General features: G+C 48.1%; 17 protein-coding genes. 1 reads left to right on the top strand and 16 read right to left on the bottom strand.

All coding sequences use genetic code 11. The features are described 5' to 3' along the window. Nucleotides 1–14: 14 nt before the first annotated feature. The 3 genes from GJR95_RS32255 to GJR95_RS32245 form a co-directional block, all read right to left on the bottom strand. Nucleotides 15–845, bottom strand: coding sequence for an alpha/beta fold hydrolase (locus GJR95_RS32255; protein ID WP_162389781.1), 831 nt, complete (start codon nucleotides 843–845; stop codon nucleotides 15–17). Nucleotides 846–1,010: 165 nt separating this feature from the next. After that, the gene (locus tag GJR95_RS32250; RefSeq protein WP_162389780.1) at nucleotides 1,011–1,796 is read right to left on the bottom strand and encodes an alpha/beta fold hydrolase; all 786 of its coding nucleotides are present in this window, start codon (nucleotides 1,794–1,796) and stop codon (nucleotides 1,011–1,013) included. 432 nt (nucleotides 1,797–2,228) lie between these two features. Then, nucleotides 2,229–2,678, bottom strand: a complete 450-nt coding sequence (locus GJR95_RS32245; protein WP_162389779.1) for a nuclear transport factor 2 family protein — start codon at nucleotides 2,676–2,678, stop codon at nucleotides 2,229–2,231. 522 nt (nucleotides 2,679–3,200) lie between these two features. Between GJR95_RS32245 and GJR95_RS32240 the strand changes: the two genes are divergently transcribed. After that, a complete protein-coding gene (locus GJR95_RS32240; RefSeq protein ID WP_162389778.1) occupies nucleotides 3,201–5,252 on the top strand; it encodes a sigma 54-interacting transcriptional regulator in 2,052 nt (683 codons plus the stop codon). A 135-nt stretch (nucleotides 5,253–5,387) separates the two neighbouring features. Here the strand turns inward: GJR95_RS32240 and GJR95_RS32235 are convergent, their stop codons facing one another. From GJR95_RS32235 to GJR95_RS32175, 13 genes are all read right to left on the bottom strand, one after another. Further along, a complete protein-coding gene (locus tag GJR95_RS32235; RefSeq protein ID WP_198424763.1) occupies nucleotides 5,388–6,128 on the bottom strand; it encodes an SDR family oxidoreductase in 741 nt (246 codons plus the stop codon). A 169-nt stretch (nucleotides 6,129–6,297) separates the two neighbouring features. Beyond that, nucleotides 6,298–7,530 carry a Pycsar system effector family protein gene (locus GJR95_RS32230; RefSeq protein ID WP_162389777.1) on the bottom strand — a complete coding sequence of 411 codons (1,233 nt, stop codon included), beginning with the start codon at nucleotides 7,528–7,530 and terminating at the stop codon, nucleotides 6,298–6,300. A gap of 668 nt (nucleotides 7,531–8,198) precedes the next feature. Beyond that, complete coding sequence (locus GJR95_RS32225) at nucleotides 8,199–9,200, bottom strand: alpha/beta fold hydrolase (protein WP_162389776.1); 1,002 nt, start codon at nucleotides 9,198–9,200, stop codon at nucleotides 8,199–8,201. Nucleotides 9,201–9,251: 51 nt separating this feature from the next. After that, nucleotides 9,252–11,438, bottom strand: coding sequence for an alpha-galactosidase (locus GJR95_RS32220; RefSeq protein ID WP_162389775.1), 2,187 nt, complete (start codon nucleotides 11,436–11,438; stop codon nucleotides 9,252–9,254). A 319-nt stretch (nucleotides 11,439–11,757) separates the two neighbouring features. After that, entirely contained in the window at nucleotides 11,758–12,915 is a 1,158-nt protein-coding gene (locus GJR95_RS32215) for an esterase (protein ID WP_162389774.1), read from the bottom strand. Nucleotides 12,916–13,181: 266 nt separating this feature from the next. Further along, complete coding sequence (locus GJR95_RS32210) at nucleotides 13,182–14,570, bottom strand: AGE family epimerase/isomerase (RefSeq protein ID WP_162389773.1); 1,389 nt, start codon at nucleotides 14,568–14,570, stop codon at nucleotides 13,182–13,184. A 404-nt stretch (nucleotides 14,571–14,974) separates the two neighbouring features. Next, the gene (locus GJR95_RS32205) at nucleotides 14,975–15,835 is read right to left on the bottom strand and encodes a sugar phosphate isomerase/epimerase family protein (protein WP_162389772.1); all 861 of its coding nucleotides are present in this window, start codon (nucleotides 15,833–15,835) and stop codon (nucleotides 14,975–14,977) included. A gap of 2 nt (nucleotides 15,836–15,837) precedes the next feature. Then, nucleotides 15,838–17,547, bottom strand: a complete 1,710-nt coding sequence (locus GJR95_RS32200) for a GMC oxidoreductase (RefSeq protein WP_162389771.1) — start codon at nucleotides 17,545–17,547, stop codon at nucleotides 15,838–15,840. Nucleotides 17,548–17,625: 78 nt separating this feature from the next. Beyond that, nucleotides 17,626–18,156, bottom strand: a complete 531-nt coding sequence (locus tag GJR95_RS32195) for a gluconate 2-dehydrogenase subunit 3 family protein (protein WP_232540923.1) — start codon at nucleotides 18,154–18,156, stop codon at nucleotides 17,626–17,628. Nucleotides 18,157–18,242: 86 nt separating this feature from the next. Continuing rightward, nucleotides 18,243–19,133: an alpha/beta hydrolase gene (locus tag GJR95_RS32190; RefSeq protein WP_162389769.1), complete on the bottom strand. Its 891-nt coding sequence runs from the start codon at nucleotides 19,131–19,133 to the stop codon at nucleotides 18,243–18,245. 66 nt (nucleotides 19,134–19,199) lie between these two features. Further along, nucleotides 19,200–20,519 carry a serine hydrolase domain-containing protein gene (locus GJR95_RS32185; protein WP_162389768.1) on the bottom strand — a complete coding sequence of 440 codons (1,320 nt, stop codon included), beginning with the start codon at nucleotides 20,517–20,519 and terminating at the stop codon, nucleotides 19,200–19,202. A gap of 123 nt (nucleotides 20,520–20,642) precedes the next feature. Then, nucleotides 20,643–23,348 (bottom strand): PQQ-dependent sugar dehydrogenase, encoded by a 2,706-nt coding sequence (locus tag GJR95_RS32180; protein WP_162389767.1) that lies wholly within the window; start codon nucleotides 23,346–23,348, stop codon nucleotides 20,643–20,645. 30 nt (nucleotides 23,349–23,378) lie between these two features. Next, nucleotides 23,379–24,029, bottom strand: a complete 651-nt coding sequence (locus tag GJR95_RS32175; protein ID WP_162389766.1) for a hypothetical protein — start codon at nucleotides 24,027–24,029, stop codon at nucleotides 23,379–23,381. Between the last annotated feature and the right edge of the window lie 4 nt (nucleotides 24,030–24,033).

Here is a 24,033-nt window from a genome sequence, read left to right as displayed (position 1 = left end):
TTTGATGTTGTGTATTATAAAAAGTACGTCTCATAGCCTCCGTTCAGCCACCGGGAGGCAATAGCCAGGTAATCCGCCGAATTTTCCTCCCAGATATAATGCTGTCCATGCTCGATAATGGTCAAGTTGTTTTTAGGCAAACGGGCATAAAGGATATGGGCATTGTCGATGGGCGCGACGGGGTCCTGCGTGCCCCAAATGATCTGTATCGGCACCTCAATGCTGTCCAGTTGTTTATCTAACTCAGGCAGATCCGTGGCATACGCTCGCAACAGTTGAAACGCATCCGTTATCCGGTTTTCTCCCGCATAGGAGGCCAGGTAATCCGCCCGAATGTTGGTGGGAAGGGAATAGTTTTTTAGCTCGGATAACGAGGCATTAATCAGATCGGCCACGGCCAATTGCTTATACCCTGACAGATCCGGGGCGTCCAGAAGCTCTTTCAAAAAACCAGCCACCTGCAAGGGATAGACACAGGCCCCTCCGGAAATAATCAGACTGGTTATCTGTTGCGGAAAGTTTGCCGCTACAAATAAGGCAACCGGCGTACCAATATCGGGTCCGATGATATGGGGCAGTCGAAAGGCGAAATGATCAATGAGTTGGCTAACAAAGGCAGCCATCGTTTTCGGGCTGTATAAATCGGCCCGCCCCTCGGACTGGCCAAACCCCGGCAAGTCAATCGCCAGCAGGTTAAATTGCTCGGCTAATGCGTTCCACATGGGAGTGAAGGCAAATAGGCTTTCCGGCAAAGGACTCAGCAGAAGTACGTTTTGCGCATGGCCCGCCTGATGGCTGGCATACCGAATCTGTAAGCCGTCGATTTGATCAACTTGTGTGTTCATGAGATTTAACGAGCTAGTAGCATTTGGTCTCCGGCGTCGTGGGTGGCTCCCGTTCGGTCCGGAATCGATGAAGGAGAGAATACTGGGATAAGCAAGTGCCCACTCGGGAGACGAAGCGGCTAGTAAATCTCCCGAATGGCACTTGATTACGGCCGAGAGCACAATTTAATTAGGCTTGACCGTTCCGGCCGCTTCGGTAATGAAAGCAGCTACTTTTGCCGGTTGTGAAAGCATAGGTACGTGGCTCGACTTGAGGACCAGCGTTTTAGCTTTCATATTTTTAGCAAAGCTCCGCTCCAGATCCGGATTGATCATTTGATCCTCACTGGCGACCAAATACCAGGTGGGTTTCGTTTTCCAGGCTGCTTTCGCTACCTTCTGATTGCCTACATCAATTGCTAACGGTCCCTGGGTAGCCAGAATGACATTACGCTCTGCTGTCGTTAAATCCGGACAAAAGTATTGATGAACCCCTTTGGCTGTCAACGTTACAAAGCCCGCGCCATCGGGTCTACCCTCTCCAGGGCCCGGTGCGGGCGGAAAGGCTTTAGCGGCATCGGTCAGTGACTCGTTATCACCCGGCGCAAAGGCCGCTACGTAGACTAGTCCTAATACTTTGGGATCGTTGCCTGCCTGCGTAATCACGACGCCCCCCCAGGAATGAGCCACCAGCAGAACAGGGCCATCCTGCACGGCAATCACTCGTTTGGTTGCGGCTACATCGTCCTCAAGAGAAGTTAAGGGATTCTGCACAGCCGTTACCTGATACCCTTTGGCCTCCAGCATGGGAATTATTTTAGCCCAGTTTGAGCCGTCGGCCCAGGCGCCATGGACCAGCACGATGTTTTTAACGCCAACAGGCGCCGATTGAGCATACAACTGATTAGAGAAATCGGCTACTAGCCCTGTGATGAACAAAGCGGTTAATAAAATACGCTGACGAGTAAGCATGTCTGAATGAGTTTAAAAATTAGTTGAGATGGACTATCACGTTGGGGTGCACACCCTGCTGAATATCTTTATACGATTTGTGTGCCAAGTCAAAATTGCTGGCTCGCATCCGCCAAAAGCTCCTTTAAAGCAGCCAGAAGCCCTTTACCCATACAAAGGCGTTATGCTTTTCTGGCCCATATCCCCAACTTGTTAGGGATGTGGGCGAATTCCCCAACTTTTTGTAGGGTTTGATGATAAACCTGATACAGTCTATTTTCTCGAACCGATCACAGCCTGAATAGGTACGGTAAAAGAAATAATCGGTAAGATCACTGCATAAAAAAGGCGTGTTGAACAACAGAGAGTCAAATCAGACTCCCTGTTGTTCAACACGCCTGACTCTGACGTAACTAATTACCAGTTTTTACGGGGGCAGGTCGAAAAGCTTTACTAATTGGAACTAGAGCCGTTTTGAGATGGGGACGGAGTAAAACTGAGTGGTTGTATATACTGCATTAACCGAATCGCATCCCAATAAAAAACGCGATACTCAATCACTTTACCATCTCTTAATCGCCATTGATCCACAAACGGCATAATGATAGACTCAGAAACAGTAAGAAGTTTGCCCGTAAGGTTGCCGGTTACAACAACCCCATTATCTGATTCCGACTCTGATAAAAAATACTGAAAAGAAGTCTTTTCAAAACGTTCCCAAAGCTGAAATCGCCGGGCGATCATGGACATAAAGCCATCCCGGCCATGAAATTCTCCGCCATCGGGCAAAGAGCTGGCCATGTAAATGGTAATATGCTCGTCCAATATGGGAAGAACACTGCTCAGATTACTCCGGGAAATATCCTCGTAAATCTTTTCGACAACCTGTTTAGGACTGGCCATTATGAAAAAGAAATGAATGACTATTTATGGGGCTCAATCAACAGATATGCCAGCTTCAATAAAAAAAACGGTCAGCATTCATATGCCATAGGCTCAGCCACTTGGCGGATTTGCTTATTCCTATTTTTAGGTTTTCACTCGTTCTGGCCCCAACCAGGCATTGGGTTTTTGCCAACAAGTTGTGTTTCCCCAACTTATTGGGGATTATCTTCTAAAAAGCTGATCCGTTTTCCAGACTGACCAGGTCAACGTTTCGAAATGCATTGCTTAATTATCTTCATTATAAGATGGGTTTTTATATGATAAATGATAAATTACTGATAATCAGTATCAAATACTCTACTTTAGCTATATAGTTTGAAGTTTTAAAGGAACTGGTACGCCAATGGTCTTTATCTTGCAAGGGTAGAGAATCAACCATGCCGTTATTAATCTCTACTGTCGGTGTTGACTGACAGGCTACGTCTAATAGGATGTATTGAACTCACTGCTCTGGCCTGTACAATAAAAAAGCGTACGTATATGCAACTACCCAGCAACCCGTCATCAAACGCTGCTTATCAACTTTTAATAGTAGAAGATGAGTACGTCATTGCCAATAACCTGAAGTTAATGCTTCAGAAAGCCGGGTACACGATTTTGGGCATTGCCCGGTCTGTCGATGAGGCCACGAAATTGATTAAACAACAAACGCCTGATATGGTGCTGCTGGATATTTACCTCAAGGGGGAGGCTACCGGTATTGACCTGTCCCGGCAGTTGGAAGATACTACTATCCCCTTCATCTTTATTTCGGCCAATGATAATCAACGAGTGCTCGAACAGGTAAAAAACACCGACTCCAGCGGCTATATCGTCAAACCGTTTAGGGAGAGAGATATATTGACAACGCTTGAAATTGCTCGCTATCGACAGGCCCATAGTAAAGAAATGAAACTGCGGGAGGAAAAAGTGCTCCAGGTTGCTTTAACCGATGCGCTGTCCGACAATACGCCCTGGGCAGACCGGTTGTTACGGGTCGCTCAGTTGCTACTGCCCAACATCCCGTTCGAGTATCTGACTTTGGGGTTCGCTCAGGAAAAATTCCGTCTGGCGTTTTGTTTTCACCGGGTCGGGTTTGATGAGTACGAAACGGTATCGCCGGAAAGTTTCTGGAAGATGGCCGGTATTCCTCTGGAGCAGGCCTTAGCCGCGCAGGGAGACGTAGCGAAACAGGGGGCTGGCCGGTATAACCACAACGACTTTGAGAGTTTATGTCGGAAGTATCGACCAATGCAAGCCCTGGCCCACACGTACCGGCTGGAATCTGCACTGGTCTTAGCCTTTACCAGCACACGAATGGGACCAGTCGTACTAAGTTTTTTCAGCCGGCAACCCGACACTTATCTTACCCGCCATCTAAACCTGCTGGAGAGGCTGGAGCAACCCATCGTCCTCACGTTAGACCGCATCTTTGCGTACGAAGAAGTGGCTCGTCTGAGCGAAAAGCTCCAGCAGGAAAACACCTACCTCCAGGAAGAAGTGAAGTCCTCGGCCAATTTTGAAGAAATCCTGGGTACTTCGCAACCCCTGATGCAGGTCTTTAACTTGGTATCGCAGGTGGCCCCTGGCGATACCACGGTTTTACTGATGGGCGAAAGTGGTACGGGTAAAGAGCTGTTTGCCCGGGCTCTTCATAACTTATCGGCGCGCAAGGGAAAGATTATGGTTAAAGTTAACTGCGCAACATTGCCCGCCAACTTAATTGAATCTGAATTATTCGGCCACGAAAAAGGAGCTTTCACAGGAGCGGTTGATCGGCGTATCGGTAAATTCGAAGTAGCGCAGGGAGGGACTATTTTCCTGGATGAAATCGGGGAATTGCCGCTGGACCTGCAGGCGAAACTATTACGGGTTTTGCAGGAAAAGGAAATTGAACGGTTGGGGGGCAAGACCCCCATCAAGACCGATGTCCGGGTGATTGCCGCAACGAACCGGGAATTGGAGAAGGAAGTGGCGGACGGTCGATTCCGGATGGATTTATTCTTTCGCCTGTCGGTGTTTCCCATTTTATTGCCTTCCTTACAGGAGCGACGGGGCGACATTCCGTTGCTGGCGACTCATTTTGCCAAAAAATTTGCCCGACGACTAGGTAAACCCTTTCCTGGCTTCAAAGCCAGTACGGTTGAGGAACTGGTTTCCTATAATTGGCCGGGGAATATCCGGGAACTTGAAAATTTAATGGAGCAGGCCGTTATCCTAAATGACGGAAAAAACCCGGTTGCGTTAGGCCGTTCCTTAGGGACACATTTGTTTGCTGCCAGAGAAACATCCCTATCAGCAGCAACGCAGCTAGACGTTAGCGCTACGCTCAACGTCGACAGGGCGATGGCGAAGGATTTGCCCGGTGTGAAACAACAGCACCAGGAATCGGAGCGCGACTATATTCTGACTATTCTACAAAAAACGAACGGCCGGATTCGGGGAGCCGGTGGAGCGGCTGAATTGCTGAATATAAAACCGTCTACCCTTGAATACCGTATGGAACGACTGGGCATTCGTAAAACCCTCACGATTAAGGAATCAGGTAAGTAAACTGGCCAATAACTCGCCTATTTCCAACCTACTACATCCTTTTATCGGCATCTGCTCCGTCGTCTGCCCGAACCCCATTGTCTACTTCAACAGGAGACATTGGGGCTCAGGTAATAAAACAGCAGGTGTACTGACTTACCAGGGTAGTTCGTCCCCCAGATGAATGAATTTACCCGTTGGGCCATTCGCATCGAGCAGGGCCAGGTCGACACTCGTTTTAGCCCCATCAACAATACTCATTGGGGCGTGTTCATAGCCACCAATTTCGGTTTGCACCCAACCGGGATGGGCGGAATTTACTTTAATACCCGTTCCCTCTAATTCCGCAGCTAAAAAGATGGTAAAGAGATTTAGTGCGGCTTTGGAGGCATCGTAGGACAGTATCCGGTAGGGCGCAATGGGACTATCTTTTTGAGAATGGACGGACAGTGACCCAAGAATGCTGGACAGATTTACAATACGCCCTGATTTACTTTTTTTGATGAGTGGAAGTAATTCTCTGGTCAGGTAAACCACACTAAACAGATTGGTTTCAAAAATATATTGAAACTCTTCTGGCGTTGTTTCCAGTGTTTTGGCTATAAACAGGGATTCTTTGGGGGCAACGCCCGCATTATTAACGAGAATATCCAGCTTGCCAAAATGCTCGTCAATAAACGAGGCAACCGCCCGTCTTTCGTCAGCTTTTGTGACATCGAGTTGGACACCATAGGCATCGATTCCCTGCGCTTTCAATTGGGTCGCCGTTTCTTGGGCAACGGGTAAATGACGGGCAGTGACGATGACGGTAGTACCTAGCTCACCCAGTTGTTTAGCCGTTTCAAGCCCGATTCCACGATTCGCTCCGGTAATGAGCGCCACTTTTTTCGTTGTCATGATTTCTCCTTAGTTAGATGTAGTCGTTTCGTTCGTTCTAAACTTTTCTTTTCGCACACAGTACACTTCTCGGGGGTCGACGTTGAGCACAGGCCGGACCATAGTCACCAATACACTCCCCAAAGTAAGGGGTCAACCATTCCCAAACCGGCTATAGATGATCTGTTAATTATATATCGAACAACATCGCTGTCACATACGCCAGTGTCGTGATAACCATGCCCACAATGAAGGTGTAATAGGCCACGGAGAGGTAGCGAAATTTGCGGCTCAGTAGCTTTCGGGTTCGGAATATCTCCTTAAGTACCTGTTTGAAGTACTCATTTTTGGATTGCATGCGTAGGGTATCTACCTGCTGGCTATAGTCTTCCCAGGTTGTCCGCTCAAAGGCTGGGTCGATGCTATCATAGCTTCCTAAAAATAAGGTTTGCTCCTCCTCCGCTGATGGTTGTCTATTCTGGCGTCGAGTCGGTCGGCTGGCCAGAATGGCAAACGTGATGGTCGCCATACAAACCACGAGCAGGATAATAGTGGGTAGCACCAGTCTCGGGTTATCTTCCAGATGCCGGATAAGCACCGCCAGTACAATTGAGATTAAAATAGAACTGACATTAATGAGCAGGGCCGCTTTGCGATCGGCAACTCCCAGTAAATCGACATAATTGCGGGAAGCCAGTTTAAAAGAATCTTCAATTTCATGATCGGACAGCCGATTTTCCTGAACGGGTTTTTCATTCTGCTTCGCTTTCAGGTTTAATGAACGTAATTTCCGCTCCACGACAAGCCAGTTTTGGGCTCGTTGTTTACTGAACTTTTGTTGAGCATAGCGTGAATAAAATGGATGTTTAGTAAAATCGGCCAGACATTGACTAGTCCATTCGGCCTCGGTTATGACTTGACCCGAGGTCTGTTCCTGTTCGGCTCGTAACAGGTCAATTTGATTTTCATAGTCTTTCCGACCCAGAAACTGCCAGTACCCATCATGAAACGCTTCCTCCAAAGCACTGGTTGGAACATGAACAGTATGTACGCTATTGATACAGTCAATAACACGTTTTGTCTGGTCAGTCGGGAAATCGTATGGCTGTAGGAATGATTCGACAATGGTGTCACTGTCTAGTTGTACCGCCGGGCCCTGATAAACAAAACCAGTGTCGACAAACCAAGCCGATACAAAAAGAACCTTCCTATCCGACGCATTCAGGGCCAAATCCTTCGCCAGGTCCCTACAAGCCTTTACTACTTCTTCAGCTCGTGTATACGTATGAAAGTAAACGTTCGTTGACCGGTGTTCCTGATAGAGCGTCCATGCAAACTGGCGCGCTTTTTTTAGCAGTTTACCCTGTTTTTGGGGTTGTGCTATTCCGATAGGTTGAGCAGCCACAGTAGCAATTTCCATCATTAGCCAGGTTATCGTGTATAAAGACCCTCTTCTTCCAGGTCAATACAAAACGAATCAATTGCCGGACCATTTATTGCCAATGCGCGAAGGTATGCTATAAGCATCTGACTTTCAACAGATTAACTACGAGTCACATTTCAATATGGCTCGTAGAAGCTGTGGAAACCCAACCCTAGAGTAAAGTATATTGTAAAATCCCTAAGTTTTTAGAGTTGGTGCAAGAAGCCATTAGATTATAAATAGCTATTCCACAGTAGCCCTCATTCGTTTTAAACATAATACCAGTCCTCTATCTCACCCCCGAGCACTACTTAACCATTTTAAATGCCCTATAATCGATTTCGTTCAATTAATGGTTTTTTTGATTGAACGATATGAGTCTTATTTGTTTGACAATGAGTTATTTATGTAATTAGTGGATAATGCGAAAATCGTCCACGAAACCCTCGGTTTATTTCTAGGACAAGTCATAGCTTACGGCCTAAGTTTAGGCAAACACATTCGTGGGTATATTTACAATAGTTGCCTGAAAACTTTTTTTTAGGTATTTTAGGGTTTATCCTCGGTTTTAGCAAGTTCAATCTAGCGGCCTGTAGGTGACAGTGCTTGTCAGCATCATATGGACAAAAAATCAGCTTGAAGACCGACGACGTACATTTTATTTATGATTACAGAGTCTTCAAAAACTCATTCAACACATCTACGGTTTTAGCCAGTTTATCATGATGCAGATTGTGGCCTGCTCCATCCATGTGAACCAATTTTCCCCTTTGCATTACGCGGGCCGCTTCCTCGTTTGCTTTGCGCACTTCAGGTGGCGCATCAGCTTTCAAAATAAGGGCAGGTACTTTAATCTTTGCGAGAGCATCCGCGGTATTCATGGTACCTGTCATTGCCTGTGCCTGTTCGGGTGTATATGGACCATGGTACTGCTTTTTTGAAAAGGCCCAATAATAGACATCGACACTATCCCATTTTGGATTTTGGCGATGGCCTCTTGCTACCAGGTCTTCAAACGGGGTATTGTTCTGGGCTACCAACGTATCTGGGCTTTTGAACATGCTTGGTCGTCGGGCCGGTAGTGATGAAGGTTGACCTGACGCTACAGTTGTTGACTGATTATTTAGATTGGTAGCGGTCCCTTGCGGAGCCGGCCCAAATGAACGATTTCCAACAAATGGATCGAGCATAATAATGGCTTTTGCCAAATCAGGATACGCTGCCCCTACACGCATTACAGTAGCTGCCCCCATTGAATGGCCCATAAGAATTGGTTTTTCAAATTTTAGTACCCGTATAAAATCCACTACATCCTTGATCATTGTTTCTCCGTTATCAGAAGGCGTGAACGAATCGGACAAACCATGCCCACGGGTATCAATCATATAAATATCGTAAGCGTCCTGCAGCTTCAATGTCAATGTAGTCCAGCTAAGGCCAATATCGGTATAGCCATGCACCATCACCATTACAGGTTTTCCTGGTGCAGGCTTTGCGTGGTAATAATGAATACGGATACCATTGACATAGGCATACCCATCTAACCAGCTATCCGGAAACTTTACAGACTGGGCGTTGCTTACCAGCGTGGGCAAGAGCATTATGAGGATCAGGAATTGTAAATACTGTTTCGTTTTGCGCATCGCGATTGATTTGTTTACATGTTTCATTTCTAATCGTATCAAAGAACATTGACAATTTTATAAGCTCGGCGAATGAATTTATTTAGCCTCGGTAAGCTCCAGCACAACGCTGGCTCGGTTAGCAGAAACCTGCGGATTGAAGCCAACGGTCATCAGATAATCTCCTGAGTAGGTGGCTGTATTGGCATTGATGAATGAGCGACTGCCCGGATAAATGTTTACCTCCTGAAGTGTATAGCGTTTAGCCGGATTGAGACCACTCAGTCGAATGGGTTCAACCGTACCGCTTTTGTACCGATTTCCCACCAGATAGTTAAACCACATTGCCTTGTCCTGCGCCGGATTGACAAACATCAGCGAGGCTACGTCGCTCGTGTGTGGCGATTGCAGCCGAAACAAGTCGCCCTGCCAGATAACGTCGTGAACGCGTTCGTAGGTTTTTAGGGTTTGCTGGCTAAACTGCAAATCATTCTCGGACAGCTTACTCACTACGATGTCGTAGCCCATTTTGCCCATCATGGCTACATCCGTGCGAAATTTGAGTGGTTGCCTACCCCAATCGGTAATGTGGTTGCAGGTAGCGATTGCGGGATAGAAATAAGAATAATCCCATTGCATGAAAATACGCTCCAGCGGGTCAGTGTTATCGCTGGGCCAGAATTCGGTGAAATACTGCAACCCGCCGTAATCAACCCGGCCACCCCCACCCGAGCAAAGCATCATAGGGATAGTAGGGTATTTGGTGCGAATCCGGGCCAGTACTTTATACAAACCCTGCACATAGTCGACATACAACTGGGACTGGTTGGCGCTAGTGGCAGAGTAGGCGTTATAAATGGCTGCATTACAGTCCCATTTTATGTAAGCCAGCGTAGGGTTCTTGGTAAGCAAATCATTTACGATGCCATACACAAACTCCTGTACTTGTGGGTTGGAAAGGTCGAGCACCTGCTGGTTACGAAAAACCGACTGTTGGCGGTTAGGTGCCTTGATGACCCAGTCCGAGTGTTTTTCGTAGAGTTCACTCTTCGGACTTACCATCTCCGGTTCCAGCCAGACACCAAACCGGACACCCGCTTGCTCGGCTTCTTTTACAAGGTAGCCAAGACCGTGCGGCAGCTTTTTGACGTTCTCCTGCCAGTCGCCCAGCCCGGCGCGGTCGTTGTTGCGAGGGTATTTGTTCGCAAACCAGCCATCATCCAGCAGAAACAGATCAACGCCCAGTTTCTTGGCATCTTTGAACAGCGCTGTTAATACGTCCTCATTGAAATCAAATTGCGTGGCTTCCCAGTTGTTGAGCAGCGTTAATCGCGTACCCTGGCCCTGGGGAATACGGTATTTTCTGGCCCAGTTATGCATATTACGGCTGGCCAGTCCCTTACCTTGACTTGAGTATGTGTACAACAGGGCAGGCGTCACAAACTCACGGCCGGGTGGAAGTAAATAGTCGGATGCATACGGATTTATACCCGCAATGACCCGCAGATGATGCAATGGATCGACCTCGAAGGCCAGCTGAAAGTTACCCGACCAAGCCAGTGTGCCAGCAATCACTTCGCCGGTTTCCTCATTTGCCGGTTTGTTGAGTGAGAGTAGGAAGGAAGGAGGCTGGAATAAATCAGCCCGCGTACCCAGCTTACTATCCAGAATGGTCATACCAGCCGCTAAAGGAGTTTCATCAGGGCGCATTTCCTGGGCCCAGTCGCCGTGGAAGTGAGTCAGATAGTAGTCTTTGGCAGGAATGTAGAGGTTGGCCGACGCGTACTTGTGCAGTCGGACCGCCGTTTTTTCGGAATGGTGAATCAAAGACCATTGCTCAATCACATCTTCATTGATGTAAGCCTTATAGTAAAGCGTCACCTCAAACGGATACTTCGGATCTTTCAGATATACCGTCGTTAGCTGGATGCCACTGCCAGCTGATTTGGTTTCGTGCCGGACGTATTTTAAATCAAGCGATGGGTTGCCATCTGCATGCAAAGCCTGGATGGCTGGCTCCAGCAGGTTACGGCCACCAGCCGGTGTGTAAGCCGACTGGAACATGTAGGAGTATGTCTCCTCATTACGAGGATTTCCACGTATACCGGCGTATTCGGCCTGGTTCTGTAGCCGTTTTCCTAGATAGATGTTCAACAGATTTTGAGCGGTATCCACCCGGAGCACCAGAGCGGTGTGCTGTGTTTCTATGGGAATATTGATATCGGCCAAAGCCGTTGCATGCAGGCCGGGCAATGCCAGGAGCAGAAAGACGAAAAGTAATTTCATGGATTGAGGGGTGATATTGAGTGAGCTAACGTTAGACTGAATAAGCATCCTTCATTTACACAGCAAAGCGTGCTTGTTTAATTCATGATTACTACGAAGTAACAATACTATTTGGCCGCTTTCATCAGCTACATCCGGTGCCCTTATGATCAGGTTAGATTAAACCTTGACGAATTTGCCAAAAATTCAGGGCTTTTTTCGGCCTTTAATTCAAGAATATACAGTCCGTTGCGCGTGATGACTTCCGGCGTTTGACTTAAGCGCATAATCTTCGTTTCGGTGAGATTGTGTACTTTGTCCTAGCAGTGATGAACAGTTATTATTTGAACAATAAAGGGGCGTATTCATTGAGGTATTGCCGCCAGTTAACCCACGTATGTCCTCCTGTGGTTTCTTTATACTGGTACTTGATCTGGTGCTTATCGAGTAAAGCCAGCGTTTTTCTGTTGGACTCCATTACAAAGTCATCCTTACCAATACTTATCCAGAATAGTTTTTTCCCCTTATTAAAGGAAGGGTCGTTCAATACATTGGCGTATTTTGTTTCAGCCTCCTCGGCGGAAGCACCAAAAAAACCAGAACTAAATATGCCAACGTAGGTAAATAATTCCGGATGACTCAGCGTTACATCCAGGGTTTGAAATCCACCCATTGAAAGACCCGCGATGGCTCGGCTTTCGGGCGTAGGCAGGGTTCGGTATATTTTTTCTACCGTAGGCATGATGTCTTTGAGCAGTTCGTTCGCAAACAGATCTCTCGCCCGGTTCATTGGTTGTGCAGTAGGCGTACCCGTCTGGGAAGGCCGTGGCATACTCCCATTGGGCATGACGACAATCATAGGTTTGGCCTTTCCGGCGGCCAGTAAATTATCCAATATAAAACCAGCCCGTCCGACTGTGTTCCACCCTGAATCCTCATCCCCGGCACCGTGCAGCAAATAAAAGACCGGATATTTACCCGTTCCCTTTTCGTAACCCGGCGGGGTGTAGACGTGCATCCGGCGTTGCATACCCAGGGTGGCTGACGGGTACCAGACTTCTCGCACTTCGCCATGGGGTACCGCCCTATTATCCTCAAAAGCCGTTTCCGGACCCGGTAAAGCCATTATGTTTTCTAAACTGCCAGTTCCCTGCTTAATTATCGGATTTTTAGGGTCGATGGTTCGCACGCCATCGAGAGACAAAATGTACGTGTAGTAATCGGGTCTCAAGGGACCGAGTATTATGGACCAGACACCCAAGTCGTTCTTAGCCAACTTAAGCGGTTGGTTACCTACTGGAAAATCACCTCCTACACTTACTTCCTCTGCTTTAGGGGCATAAATCTGTATCATCACCCGCTTATCGGCAAGTACCTTAGGCGATTGTAAGGTATCGTTGGGCATTAGCGTCCGGGCGGGCATCTGAGCCACAGCCCCCATTGAAATCAGTATTGCCCCTGAAAGAAGGAAAGGGCTGATATTCCTTGACGTTTTCATGTAATTCGGAAATTGGTTAGTGAGTTCGGTCAGTTGAATTTGCGCGCCTTTAATTGGAAAAAGCGAACGGCGTTATGGAATACTATAAGGCTGGCACGAAGGAGCGTTTGCACTTTTAACCGCCGAGTAGCCTGGGGAAAACGGCCGCTGAGTTTGCGGACCTCGCCCAGTGACTGGCTGCTTGTCGACGACTACTGCCTATGCGATTTTTTTTAAACTCACTTTTGACTAGTTAATTGGCCCAAACCTGAGGGTGATTACTTCAATCACTTATGAGTCAGATGGACCGCATGTTTATTCGTTGATTCATCGACGCAAGTCGACAAGGCCCGGTAAGAGTGGTAAGCGGCTTTCCAAATGTGGCCTTTTAAGCCCTTTTTTCGTTGGGGATCATTATCAAGTCCTTCTTCATACCATTCGCCATACTGATGATCAATAAGATACGTCTGGCAGTAATTCCATAGTAGCTTGTACTGATTGAAGTATTGCTGGGGGTCGTTGGGGAATTTATCAGCCATGAGCAGAAGCGTGTTTAGCCCTTCGGACTGGGACCACCAGTTTTTGCTTTCCTTAATAATAGTCATGCCCGGTTTATTGGTGAAATAATAACCCTGGTCGTAGAAGCCACCTACGTTTTTATCCCAGCCATTGGCTAACGCATGATCCACCATTCGTTTACCAACTTGTAAGGTTTGTGTGTCGTTTTTCAGGCCCAGTGCCTGAGATGCTTCCAGCATCAGATAAGCCGTTTCAACATCATGGCCGAACGAAACATGGTCCAGGTTTCGATGCTTCAACACAACCGTTTCCGATGAATCCCGGAATGAAACGGGTGTCCAGTCAGGCTGAAAAAACAAGACAAGATTTCCTTTGGGGGTTGTTATGACATCGCGCACCAGCCGCAGCATTTCCTCCAGACGTTCACCCACCAGTTGGTCGGGCCATATGGCGTAGAGTTCGGTCAGGGCTTCCAGCAGGTGAATCGAACTGTTCTGATCTTTGTAACCGGTAGAGGCAGTGGATGGCACGGACGCATCGCGTTGAATGGGCGTACCATCCCGGCGCAGATTTTGGAAATAACCCTTGTGGACCGGATCATGACTATGCTGCTCCAGCCAACCGAACGACTTTTTGGCCAGATTAAGCGCGGCTGTATCGTGCGACATGTGGTAATAAGCGCTCAGTGCATAAAGCGCAAAGGCATTTCCGTAAGCCTCTTTTCCGTCGCTTTTTACGTTACCCTGCCGGTCGACCAGCGTGTAGAAACCACCGTATTGCTTGTCCCACATCACATCGCGCAGGAACAGAAAGCCATGCCGGGCGCTTTCTTTGTAATAGGAAAGGGTCGGGTAACGCTCGGCGGCTTTAGCGGTTGTCCAGGTATGGCGGGCCTGAGTCACAATCATTTTGTCCTGTGGACCTGTCGGTTTAAAATCGTAAGTGAAGGTGCTTAGGAAGCCGCCAAACTCCTTGTCGACAGCCTGGGGATACCATTTGTTGAGCATTTCAGTACGGATTGATTTTTCCATTTCATCAGCAATGCGCTTTCGGTCATCCGTCTTATGCTGGGCTGAAGCCGGAAGTGCTCGATTGAGGATCAGCGCTGATGAAAGACAAACGAGTATGACTAAGCTTTTTGTAAACCGGTTCTTCATGGGCAGAGCAGGTTAATTTAATGATCTTTTTATTGGTCAAGGGCAAGCTCTCGTTCAGAACTGCCGTGAGCACTTACTAGGGAATAGGCACCACAGTCACAGGTAGCAGGCTACCAACAAGTACTAGGGTAGCACAGGGATAAAACTTTAACCATGAAAAGCGTCAACGCTTGAAGAGTGCAACGTGTATGGCAGCTACTTCCTGATAAACCTTGGCATTCATGCCGATGTAATTTTCCATCGAGCGAGGATAGTCCCTGATAAAGGAAAGTTGAGCGATTTGATTTACCAGATTCACTCGTCCTCCAGTAAAGCAATCGAACAAAACCTTCTCTAGAAAGCGGCCAATTGGTGATTGAGCAGGAGCACCAGTAGTATTGATTACTAATAACCGATACTACTGGTTACTCCTTCAAGCTTTTCAGATACGCAATGCTTTTGGGCATTTGTTCGTACTCATGATTGCTCTCATCTTCAATGTAATAATGTTTGACGCCCGCCTTTTTAGCCAGCCGTAAAATTTCAGGAATGTTTATCTGACCTTCACCTAGGGTGACGTCATTTTCGGGGGGGGTGCCACCCGTTAAGTCACCTTTGATGCCTTTTTTTAGATCTTTCAGGTGCATTAGCTTGTAGCGGCTTCCATATTTTTTCAACAAGGCTACCGGGTCAGCTCCCCCATGTTGTGCCCACAAAATATCCATTTCGAACGAGACGTATTCGGGGTTGGTATTCTTGACGATATAATCATACAGTGTGCCATCTTCGTAAGGATGAAATTCGTAACCGTGGTTGTGGTAGCAGAATGTGAGACCATTTTCTTTTAGAACCTTGCCCACCCGGTTGAAATCCTCAACGGCTTTCTTGGTATTATCGAGGTTGAAATGGGCCTTTTGATGAGGAATCCAGGAAACCATCACAAAAGATGCACCCAACGCTTTCGCTTTTTTAACTGTTGCTTCTGGGTCTTTTACAATCTGCTCGTAACCCGAACCAGTAGCCGAAATTGTAATGCCCCGTTCGTCGCACAACTTTTTAAATTCGTCTTCGGTCATCCCTCTGGGTGCTCCGCCTTCCATATCGGTAATGCCCAGTGCTTTGATCGTATCCAGCGTAGCAATCACGCTCTTCGGAAAGCTAGCTCGATAGGTGTACGACTCAACACCAATTGGGAATGTATAAAGTTTGCCTTTCTGGGCAAAGCTGTCGGCTCCACCGAGTACGAATAACACGGCCAAACACACCGGGAAAAGGATTTTTTTCATGGTTACAGGTTTTTCTTTTTTAATTCATTTACAGCAAAATTGGCCGCTCTGGCCGTGAGTGCCATGTAAGTCAGCGATGGGTTTTGCGTGGCCGTCGAGGTCATGCAGGCACCATCGGTTACAAACACATTTTTACAGTGGTGCAGTTGATTCCATTTGTTGAGTAGCGATGTTTTGGGATCTCTTCCCATCCGAACACCGCCCATTTCGTGAATGTCGGAGCCGGGCGCCGAGTGTGAGTCAGCCGCTTTAATGTTTTTAAAACCCGCCAGAGTAAACATCTCAGTGAGTTGCTCCATGTAATCGTTCACCATTTTATCGTCATTCTCGGTCCAGTCGGCCGACGTGACCAGAAGTGGAATTCCATAAGGGTCTTTCTGTAACGTATCAAGACGAACGTGATTCTTTTCAATCGGAACGGTTTCGCCCATCATCCAGGAACTGACATTCCAGGGACCTGGCTGTGGAGTAAGCAGGCTTGCTTTTAAGTCGGCTCCCAGGCCGTCGCGATTCTGAATGCTTCCTCGACCACCCCCGACACCAGCGGCATAGCCCCGTAAAAAGTCGGTCTCCTGCTTATGGAGATTCCGAAATCGAGGCATATACCCATTGCTCGGGTTTTTGCCATCCGTGGTTTTATCCAGAAAGCCTTCAACTTGCGCCGATACGCGTCCCCGGTAATTATGCCAGGCAATGTACTTACCCAGCAAGCCGCTATCGTTACCCAATCCATTCGGAAAACGACTGGAGATCGAGTTTAAGAGAATGAGGTTACTGCTTAGTGCCGAACTATTCACAAAAATGATTTTGGCATAGAACTCCATCATCTGCTTTGTGTGGCCATCCACTACCCGAACGCCCGAAGCCCGACCTGGCCTTTTTTCATCGTAAATAATCGAGTGCACTACCGAATGGGGACGTAATGTCATGTTACCCGTATTCTCCGCCCAGGGGAGTGTCGATGCATTGCTGCTGAAATACCCACCCAACGGGCAGCCACGCACACAGAGCGTTCGGTGCATGCACTGCGCCCGTCCCTGCTGGTAGTGAATCGGTTGTGGCTTGGTCAGGTGAGCGCATCGCCCCTGAACCACATGTCGGTCTTGGTAATTTTTCGCCAATACCTCTTTCAAATGGGTTTCGACACAATTCAATTGAATAGGCGGCAGAAATTCACCATCGGGTAGCTGGGGCAAGCCATCCTTGTTACCGGATATGCCAGCAAATTTCTCCACGTAACTATACCAGGGAGCAATGTCAGTGTACCGAATCGGCCAGTCGACGGCAAAACCATCACGGGCTGGCCCCTCGAAATCGAAGTCACTCCAGCGCTGGGTTTGCCGGGCCCACAGCAACGATTTGCCACCGACGTGATAGCCGCGTGTCCATGTGAACGGCTTTTCTTCTACGTACGGTTGTTCGCCCTCTTTTATGGCCCATTGAAGCGTTTCTTCTCGCATAAAGGAGCGGCTTTTGCCGTATTCGGCCCGAATATCCAGCGGCAACTGCCCTCGGTGCGGAAAGTCCCAAGGGTTCAGGTTAGCGGTGGGGTAGTCCGTCCCATGCTTTACATCGCGACCTCGTTCGAGTACCAGCGTTTTCAGGCCTTTTTGGCAAAGCTCCTTCGCTGCCCATCCTCCACTGATTCCCGACCCGATAACGATGGCATCGAACGTCATTGCCTTTACGGCGTCTATGGTTAAGTTAGCCATTAGTTTTGTAAAAGGGGAAGGCGATTTACCGCCAAGACTGTTCTATCGGTTATTACTCTTTGTTTTTTGGGGCAGTGCTTACGCCGGTATGCAACCGTAATAGTGACCGGGCGCCATAACGTAGTGGTAAAAGTTGGTCATGACATATTCCGACGTTGTATAACCCTGAATCGTAAGGGATTTCATTAAGGCCAGGAATTCTTGCTGATTGGTATCGGTGCTATTGGCCATTCTGGTCAATACCGCTAATCGCTGGGTTGTGCTGGCCTGCTCAAAGGGCTTTACATAGCTTTCGGTACTCATAGTCGATACCGCCTTTAAGCCGTTTATCACTTTCTGCTGGGTGGGTTTTTCGTAACAATCAGCCAGCATTCGCTCAACGAATAAGTGAACACCAAGGTCTTTAGCGCCCGGCGTGGATTCGCCGGGCGAATTGGTTACGGGAATGATGGTATCGACAACTTCTGCCAGCAAGTCCCTTTCAGCAACCGACAGAAAACCGGGTTCAGACACAGCCGATGCTTTGGACCATCTGCTAGCCCAGGAAGGTGTGATGAAGAAGGCTCCTGTAGCCAAGGTTAGGTGTTTGATTACTCCACGTCTTTTCATGATTGTGCTGAAACCTAAACTTGTTTTATAAGACTCCCGAAAAAAATGGCGTATCATCTATAGTGCGACAACACCTGATGCCTTCATTAATTGCTGCTAACTTTATTGACATCAAATAGCCAGGCAGTCAGGGGTTCCAGCCACTTTGTATGGGGCCCTTTATCTCCTTTACTGACACCAAAACCATGTCCTACCTCCGCGTAGATATGCAACTCCGCCGGAACTTTAACCTCTTTGAATTTTAGGTAAAGTTTAGGCATGCCCGTTGAAATGCTTTCCATATCCAGGTAGCCACCAACTATAAACGCCGGTGAAGATGATTTAGAAAGCGTGATATCATTAACCCAGGCGGGATATACTAACACTTGAAAATTTGGCTTGCTGCTATATGTCTCTATACGGTCGGCGGCTTTAACATCGCCACTATCAGCTTGTATATCGGTTAGTGCGGCAACCTGCCCACCGGCCGAAAAGCCCATAATGCCAATCTTTTCCGGATCGATTTTCCATTCTGCGGCCCGGCTTCTCACTAACCTGACGGCTCTCTGCATATCTTTTACGGAATGTCCTTCGATCGTGTACGTTGAATTTTTATCCCGTGCCAGGCGGTATTTCAAAATGAATACCGCTATGCCTTTTTCCGCCAACAGCGGGGCTATATTATACCCCTCATGGTCCATCCAAAGCTCTTTGTGAGCGCCCCCTGGTGCCATAATAATAGCAACACCGGTGGCTTTTCCCGGCTTGGGAATATAAGGCGTAATGGAAGGCTCATGCACGTTCGACACGACTTGCTCTCCACCTCCCGGGTCAATCCGCACGACTTCTTTACCACCGGCCGGATTTGCGCCGGGTGCACCATTGGGCCATAGTTTAATTTCAGGAGGGTGCTGAGCCTTAGCCGCGAAAACGGTTACCAGGCTCACTATCAAAACAAAATTGTATGTATAGCGAATCATTTTTTTGAGGTTGACCATGTAGTTGTGAGCACGTTGAACTTGTGATTGGCTTTATAATCCAGAGTAAGATCGTATTACCGGAAATTATTTCCTGAAGAGTTTATACGCTTTGCTGAGGAACAACGGATACGAATCCTCATGCTTGGGCATATTCAGGTAGTACAGGGCGATTAGATTATTCTCCGGGTCAATAATGTATGCTGTACCATACAATCCACCCCAGGCAAAGGCCGTGTTGGAAACTTCAGGAACCGGTTTTTTATTCTCGTTGTACAATTCAAATCCAAGCCCGAACCGAAAGCCTTTGCCGCCCGCATTGCTCTCAGGCAAGCGATTCACTTTCGTCATGGCGTCAATGGTTTCCCGTTTCAATATCCGGTGTCCGTTAAACTCTCCCCTGTTCAACAGCATCTGGCAAAATTTAGCGTAATCGTCAATCGGACCATTCAGCCCCAGAGCGCCTTCTGCATAAGTTTGCTCCTTGCTCACGGTGCCCTCGCTAAACATGTTGCTTGCCGGTTCCAGTTTTCCATCGACAGCATTGTAGGCTTTAACAAAACGGCTCAAGGCGGCCGGTTCATAATACCAATCCGTATCGTTCATTCCCAGTGGTTCCAGTACGGTTTCTTTTACGTACTGACGCAAAGGCTTACCCGAAATTAGTTCAACCATATACGCCAGCATGTTGGTACTGACATGATAGCTGTATTCACTTCCGGGGTCGAATCCCAGGGGATATTTAGCCAAAGCAATCATGTCATCTTTAAGGTACCTGGCATTGCCTGCCCCACCAGACCGCTGCCCTGGGCCTACTGGTGGGGATGTTCCTGCGGTTGCTGCTGCGTTTCTTTTCTGCATTTCGGATCGACGCATCTTGCCAACCAGTCCGGCATTCAACCCCGACGAATGAGACATCAGGTGTGCAAACGTCATTGGTTTAGCCACGGGACGGGTTTCGTATGTTCCATCATCATGAACAACCGTAATTACTTTGTCTGGAATTTCGGGAAAATAGGTCGAAACGGGATCGTCAATCTTAACCAATCCTTTCTCAACAAGAGTCATAAAAGCGACGGTGGTTATTGCCTTTGTTTGTGAGAATAAAATATAATAGTCATCTGGAGTAGCCGGAACCTTATTCTCCATATCCTTCCAGCCAAATGCTTTTTTATAGACCACATTGCCACCTTTGGCAATAAAGCCGACCACACTGCTTACCTTGTGTTGATTAACTAAAGACTGCAAAAGCGAATCCAGTCCAGCGATTTTTTCGGCACTGGTACCTTCTTTCTTCAGATCAACCTTATACTTGAATTGTTCCGGTACCGCTTTATTTTGTGCCTCACAGGGGGACCTTAAAATTGCCCCAGCTATAAAAAGGATAACAAGAAAATTTCTTTTCATTTTTTTAGTTAGTCTAGAAATAAGTCTTTTTGGAAAACACGATAGGGGGGGTGAACAGTAAAACAACTGTTCATCAGGCAATCAGTGCATTTGTAATACGTTAGGTGTAACCACCGGATTAGGTCAATTGCCTTCACTGAATTGGATGGATCTTATACGCGTGGGTGAGCCACTAAAAATAAAATAGACGTCGTGTAGGCCCGTTCCCCCAGTTGCCGATATGGGGATGGGCATTTTATCCTTGTATTCACCCGAGAAGCTACCCAGCAGTTGTCCACCCACGCCACCTACACGGACGTCTACCGTACCCGATTGAGTCGGTGCTCCAGCTCGGCCGGGACCCCGGATCAGTTCGATTTGGTTGATTCCAGCCAGGTCGATGGCATTAAACCTTAAAAAAGCGCCCGAACTTCTGGTTATAGCCAGGCTGCTGTCGGGGGTAAAAATGATGTCTTTGGCCACGCTGGCATGAGCAACCGGCACCGCTGGGCTTCGTAAGACAACTATAGTTTCACTCGATTGAGCAGCGGCCGTTTTGGTTCCCCGGTCCGTATAAGCCGCCCGAAAAATAAAGCTACCGTCGGTCGTGGCACCGCTAGCTACGTCGGTCTTATAGGTGCCCTGAACGGGCAGCGTTCTGGCAGGTTTGGGAGCCTCTGATAAACTTAGAATATAGGTTGTTATGGACTTGACATCGCTTTCGGCCATGGTCGGGTGGGCGGGCATGGACGCATCACCCCATACGCCTGAACCGCCATTAAGTATTTTCTTCGCTAAAGTAGCACTCGCCGATGGATCGCCTTTGTATTTTAGGGACACATCCCGAAACGAGGGACCCAATACTTTTTCCTTCACCGCATGGCAGGACTTGCAATCACTTTTGTTGATCAGTGAAATAGCCGTAGCGTACTGGGCCGAGGCATCCACCCGCAATTGATTTTGGGCGATTCGGGTTAGATTATACCCTTCGGACAGATAATTGGTACTGACCGAAACCTGAGCGGGCGAAATCCTTTTATTGGCCAGGCTACCGTCTTCCTTATCCCTGACCTGAACGGCATACTCGATTAGTCTCCCTGGAAAAAAGAAGCTCGAATTCCCTTTCGTGATCGCAAACGTTACCACCGGTGGTTCATTACCCGCTTTGATAAGGACCGATTTTGAATTTTTCGCCCCAGTCTTGTCAGTAACTGTTAAGGTTGCTTGGTAGGTGCCAGGAGTGGTTAAGGTGAGGGAAAGATTGGCCTGGTTAGACTGCTTGAAGGCCGTTCCGTTTCGGTTAATCCGCCAGGAGTACTGCAACGAATCCCCTTCATCAAAATCGTGGGTACCCGCCGAAGAAAGCGTAATGGGCAGCGGAGTCGCACCAGCCGTCTTGCTGGCGGAGGCTTCCACCTGGGGCTTTCGGTTGCCACCGTTGTATTCGATACGGATCAGCTCAGCTTCGGGGTTATCTTTAAAATAGCCATTCCCGTATTCGAGTACATATAAATCCCCCTCCGGGCCAAACTTAATATCGATCGGCCCTTTCAGCTTCAACTCTGGCAGGAAACGCTCCATGGATTTGTACTCGCCTTGCTCATCCATTTCGACCACATTTATCCAACCTCTTACCCAATCGGTAATAAACCATTTCCCTTCGTAATAGGGGGGAAATAAGCGGCTGGCCTTCGTGAAATCAGTTTGACGAAAAACGGGTCCGCCAACGGCGCTATTGCCCCCACTTTCCAACAGCGGAAATTCGGAACTGACCGCTTTTGAATACCAGATAAAGGCCGGTCGAGCCGCAGGAAGCTCTTTTTTGCCCGAACTATTGGGGGAATCGTTGACCGGGTGAGCCGCATCAAAAAAATCGCCGGATACTTTCGTGTCAAAATCGTAATGTCGATACGCTTTGTTGTTGGCTACAAAGTAGGGCCACCCATAGTTACCCGGCTCTTTGGCCCGATTGAATTCATCATACGACTGCGGGCCTCGTTTCTCCAAATCATCGCGGGAACCATCCGGCCCTACCTCGCCCCAATACAGCCATCCCGTTTTGGAGTCGATGGTGGGCCGCCAGGGGTTACGGTTTCCCATAGTATAGATCTCGGGTCTGGTCTGGGGCGTTCCAGCGGGGAAAAGATTCCCTGCAGGGATCGAATACGTTCCGTCTGTTTCCGGGTGAATCCGTAGGATTTTTCCGCGCAAATCATTCGTATTAGGCGAGGACTTCTGGGAATCTCGGGCGGACATCCCCGGCCGGATATCCAACGGGCTAAACCCATCAGAAGCCCGGGAGAAGGTATTATCGCCCGTGGTCAGGTACAGGTTTTTAGCCGCATCAAAGACCATACCCCCGCCGACGTGGCAGCATTCTTCCCGTTGAACCGCCACTTCGAGCATCACTTTGCGCGAACTTTCCAGTAACTGCTTTCCCTGCCATTCATAGCGGACCAATACATTTTTGGCTTCCTCGCCAGCCAATGAATAATAGAGGTATATCCAGTGATTTTTTTCATAATCCGGGTCCAGAATCACGCCCTGCATGCCATCTTCGCCTTCCGTCACTTCACCTGCTTTATTGACATACTTGGTACTGACGGCAAAGGTGGCAATCGTTTCAAGCGATGATGTCTTAGGATCAAAAACCTTAATTTTGCCTTTCCTCTCTGCATAGAGGACCCGGCCATCGTGGAGGATCTGAAACTGCATGGGTTCTTCCAGCCGCTGGGCGAGCACGACCTTGGTAAACCGATTGCTTTCCGGTTTTTTGAGCCCTTGAGCAGTTGTGGGCATGACGGCCACGAGGCAACTGAAAAGAATAAAAATAGGGTGAAGGCTTTTCATAACAGGTTCTGGTTTCTCGTGACGATTCGATTAAGGGTTGGTCTGAACGAGTTGAACGTTCCTGACGATCGCTTCTTCCACTATTTCCGGATTATGCGAACAGATGTACAAGCCCACAAAAAGAGGAGCGGTTAAAGTAGGCATCCTGTGCGAACCAACGGCCTGTAAGGTTCCCCCTTTTTTCGCCACCCGCATGGTATACTCATCGCCCTTGCGCTCCACCTGGATTGTCTGAACGCTCTTTTCTGAACTAAAAATTTCGTCTTCCGGATCGCGCATTCCCATGCCTTTCTCAACCCGCCACTGGAGCACGGTCAAGCCATCGCCATGGGCCACCGCACTGATATGAGCGGCATCATCATCTATTGATTCACGAACCATCCAGCCCACTTTTCGATGCGGGTCCGTACCGGCTCCCACAAACTCAAAATCGGCGGTTACTGTAAAATCACCACTTATTTTTTTGAACAGAAACTGAAACTCATCCCGTGCAAACCAGATGTTGTAGCCAGAACCCTTTAGCCTATATTCCTTCGTCACCTCATTATAGGTAGATGAGCCGACCAGTTTAGGTTTGCCAATGTCCAGGCTGTCCTGGAAGGCACCAATTGATTTGACGGCGATGAAGTTGATGGAAAGACAAATTGCTACGGTAAAGAGAAAAACGCTTGCTGTACGCATAGAT

The organism is Spirosoma endbachense (assembly GCF_010233585.1).
GTDB classification, from domain to species: domain Bacteria; phylum Bacteroidota; class Bacteroidia; order Cytophagales; family Spirosomataceae; genus Spirosoma; species Spirosoma endbachense.
Note: the sequence above shows the minus strand (reverse complement) of the source record. Positions and strands in the feature narration are given on the sequence as shown.

Bases quoted from the DNA above. Each gene is read 5' to 3' on its own strand.
- GJR95_RS32200 (WP_162389771.1), bottom strand. From the start codon at position 17,547: ATGGCTAACTTAACCATAGACGCCGTAAAGGCAATGACGTTCGATGCC.
- GJR95_RS32210 (WP_162389773.1), bottom strand. From the start codon at position 14,570: ATGAAGAACCGGTTTACAAAAAGCTTAGTCATACTCGTTTGTCTTTCA.
- GJR95_RS32245 (WP_162389779.1), bottom strand. From the start codon at position 2,678: ATGGCCAGTCCTAAACAGGTTGTCGAAAAGATTTACGAGGATATTTCC.
- GJR95_RS32205 (WP_162389772.1), bottom strand. From the start codon at position 15,835: ATGAAAAAAATCCTTTTCCCGGTGTGTTTGGCCGTGTTATTCGTACTC.
- GJR95_RS32240 (WP_162389778.1), top strand. From the start codon at position 3,201: ATGCAACTACCCAGCAACCCGTCATCAAACGCTGCTTATCAACTTTTA.
- GJR95_RS32180 (WP_162389767.1), bottom strand. From the start codon at position 23,348: ATGAAAAGCCTTCACCCTATTTTTATTCTTTTCAGTTGCCTCGTGGCC.
- GJR95_RS32225 (WP_162389776.1), bottom strand. From the start codon at position 9,200: ATGAAACATGTAAACAAATCAATCGCGATGCGCAAAACGAAACAGTAT.
- GJR95_RS32235 (WP_198424763.1), bottom strand. From the start codon at position 6,128: ATGACAACGAAAAAAGTGGCGCTCATTACCGGAGCGAATCGTGGAATC.
- GJR95_RS32255 (WP_162389781.1), bottom strand. From the start codon at position 845: ATGAACACACAAGTTGATCAAATCGACGGCTTACAGATTCGGTATGCC.
- GJR95_RS32175 (WP_162389766.1), bottom strand. From the start codon at position 24,029: ATGCGTACAGCAAGCGTTTTTCTCTTTACCGTAGCAATTTGTCTTTCC.
- GJR95_RS32190 (WP_162389769.1), bottom strand. From the start codon at position 19,133: ATGGTCAACCTCAAAAAAATGATTCGCTATACATACAATTTTGTTTTG.
- GJR95_RS32250 (WP_162389780.1), bottom strand. From the start codon at position 1,796: ATGCTTACTCGTCAGCGTATTTTATTAACCGCTTTGTTCATCACAGGG.
- GJR95_RS32195 (WP_232540923.1), bottom strand. From the start codon at position 18,156: ATGAAAAGACGTGGAGTAATCAAACACCTAACCTTGGCTACAGGAGCC.
- GJR95_RS32230 (WP_162389777.1), bottom strand. From the start codon at position 7,530: ATGATGGAAATTGCTACTGTGGCTGCTCAACCTATCGGAATAGCACAA.
- GJR95_RS32185 (WP_162389768.1), bottom strand. From the start codon at position 20,519: ATGAAAAGAAATTTTCTTGTTATCCTTTTTATAGCTGGGGCAATTTTA.
- GJR95_RS32220 (WP_162389775.1), bottom strand. From the start codon at position 11,438: ATGAAATTACTTTTCGTCTTTCTGCTCCTGGCATTGCCCGGCCTGCAT.
- GJR95_RS32215 (WP_162389774.1), bottom strand. From the start codon at position 12,915: ATGAAAACGTCAAGGAATATCAGCCCTTTCCTTCTTTCAGGGGCAATA.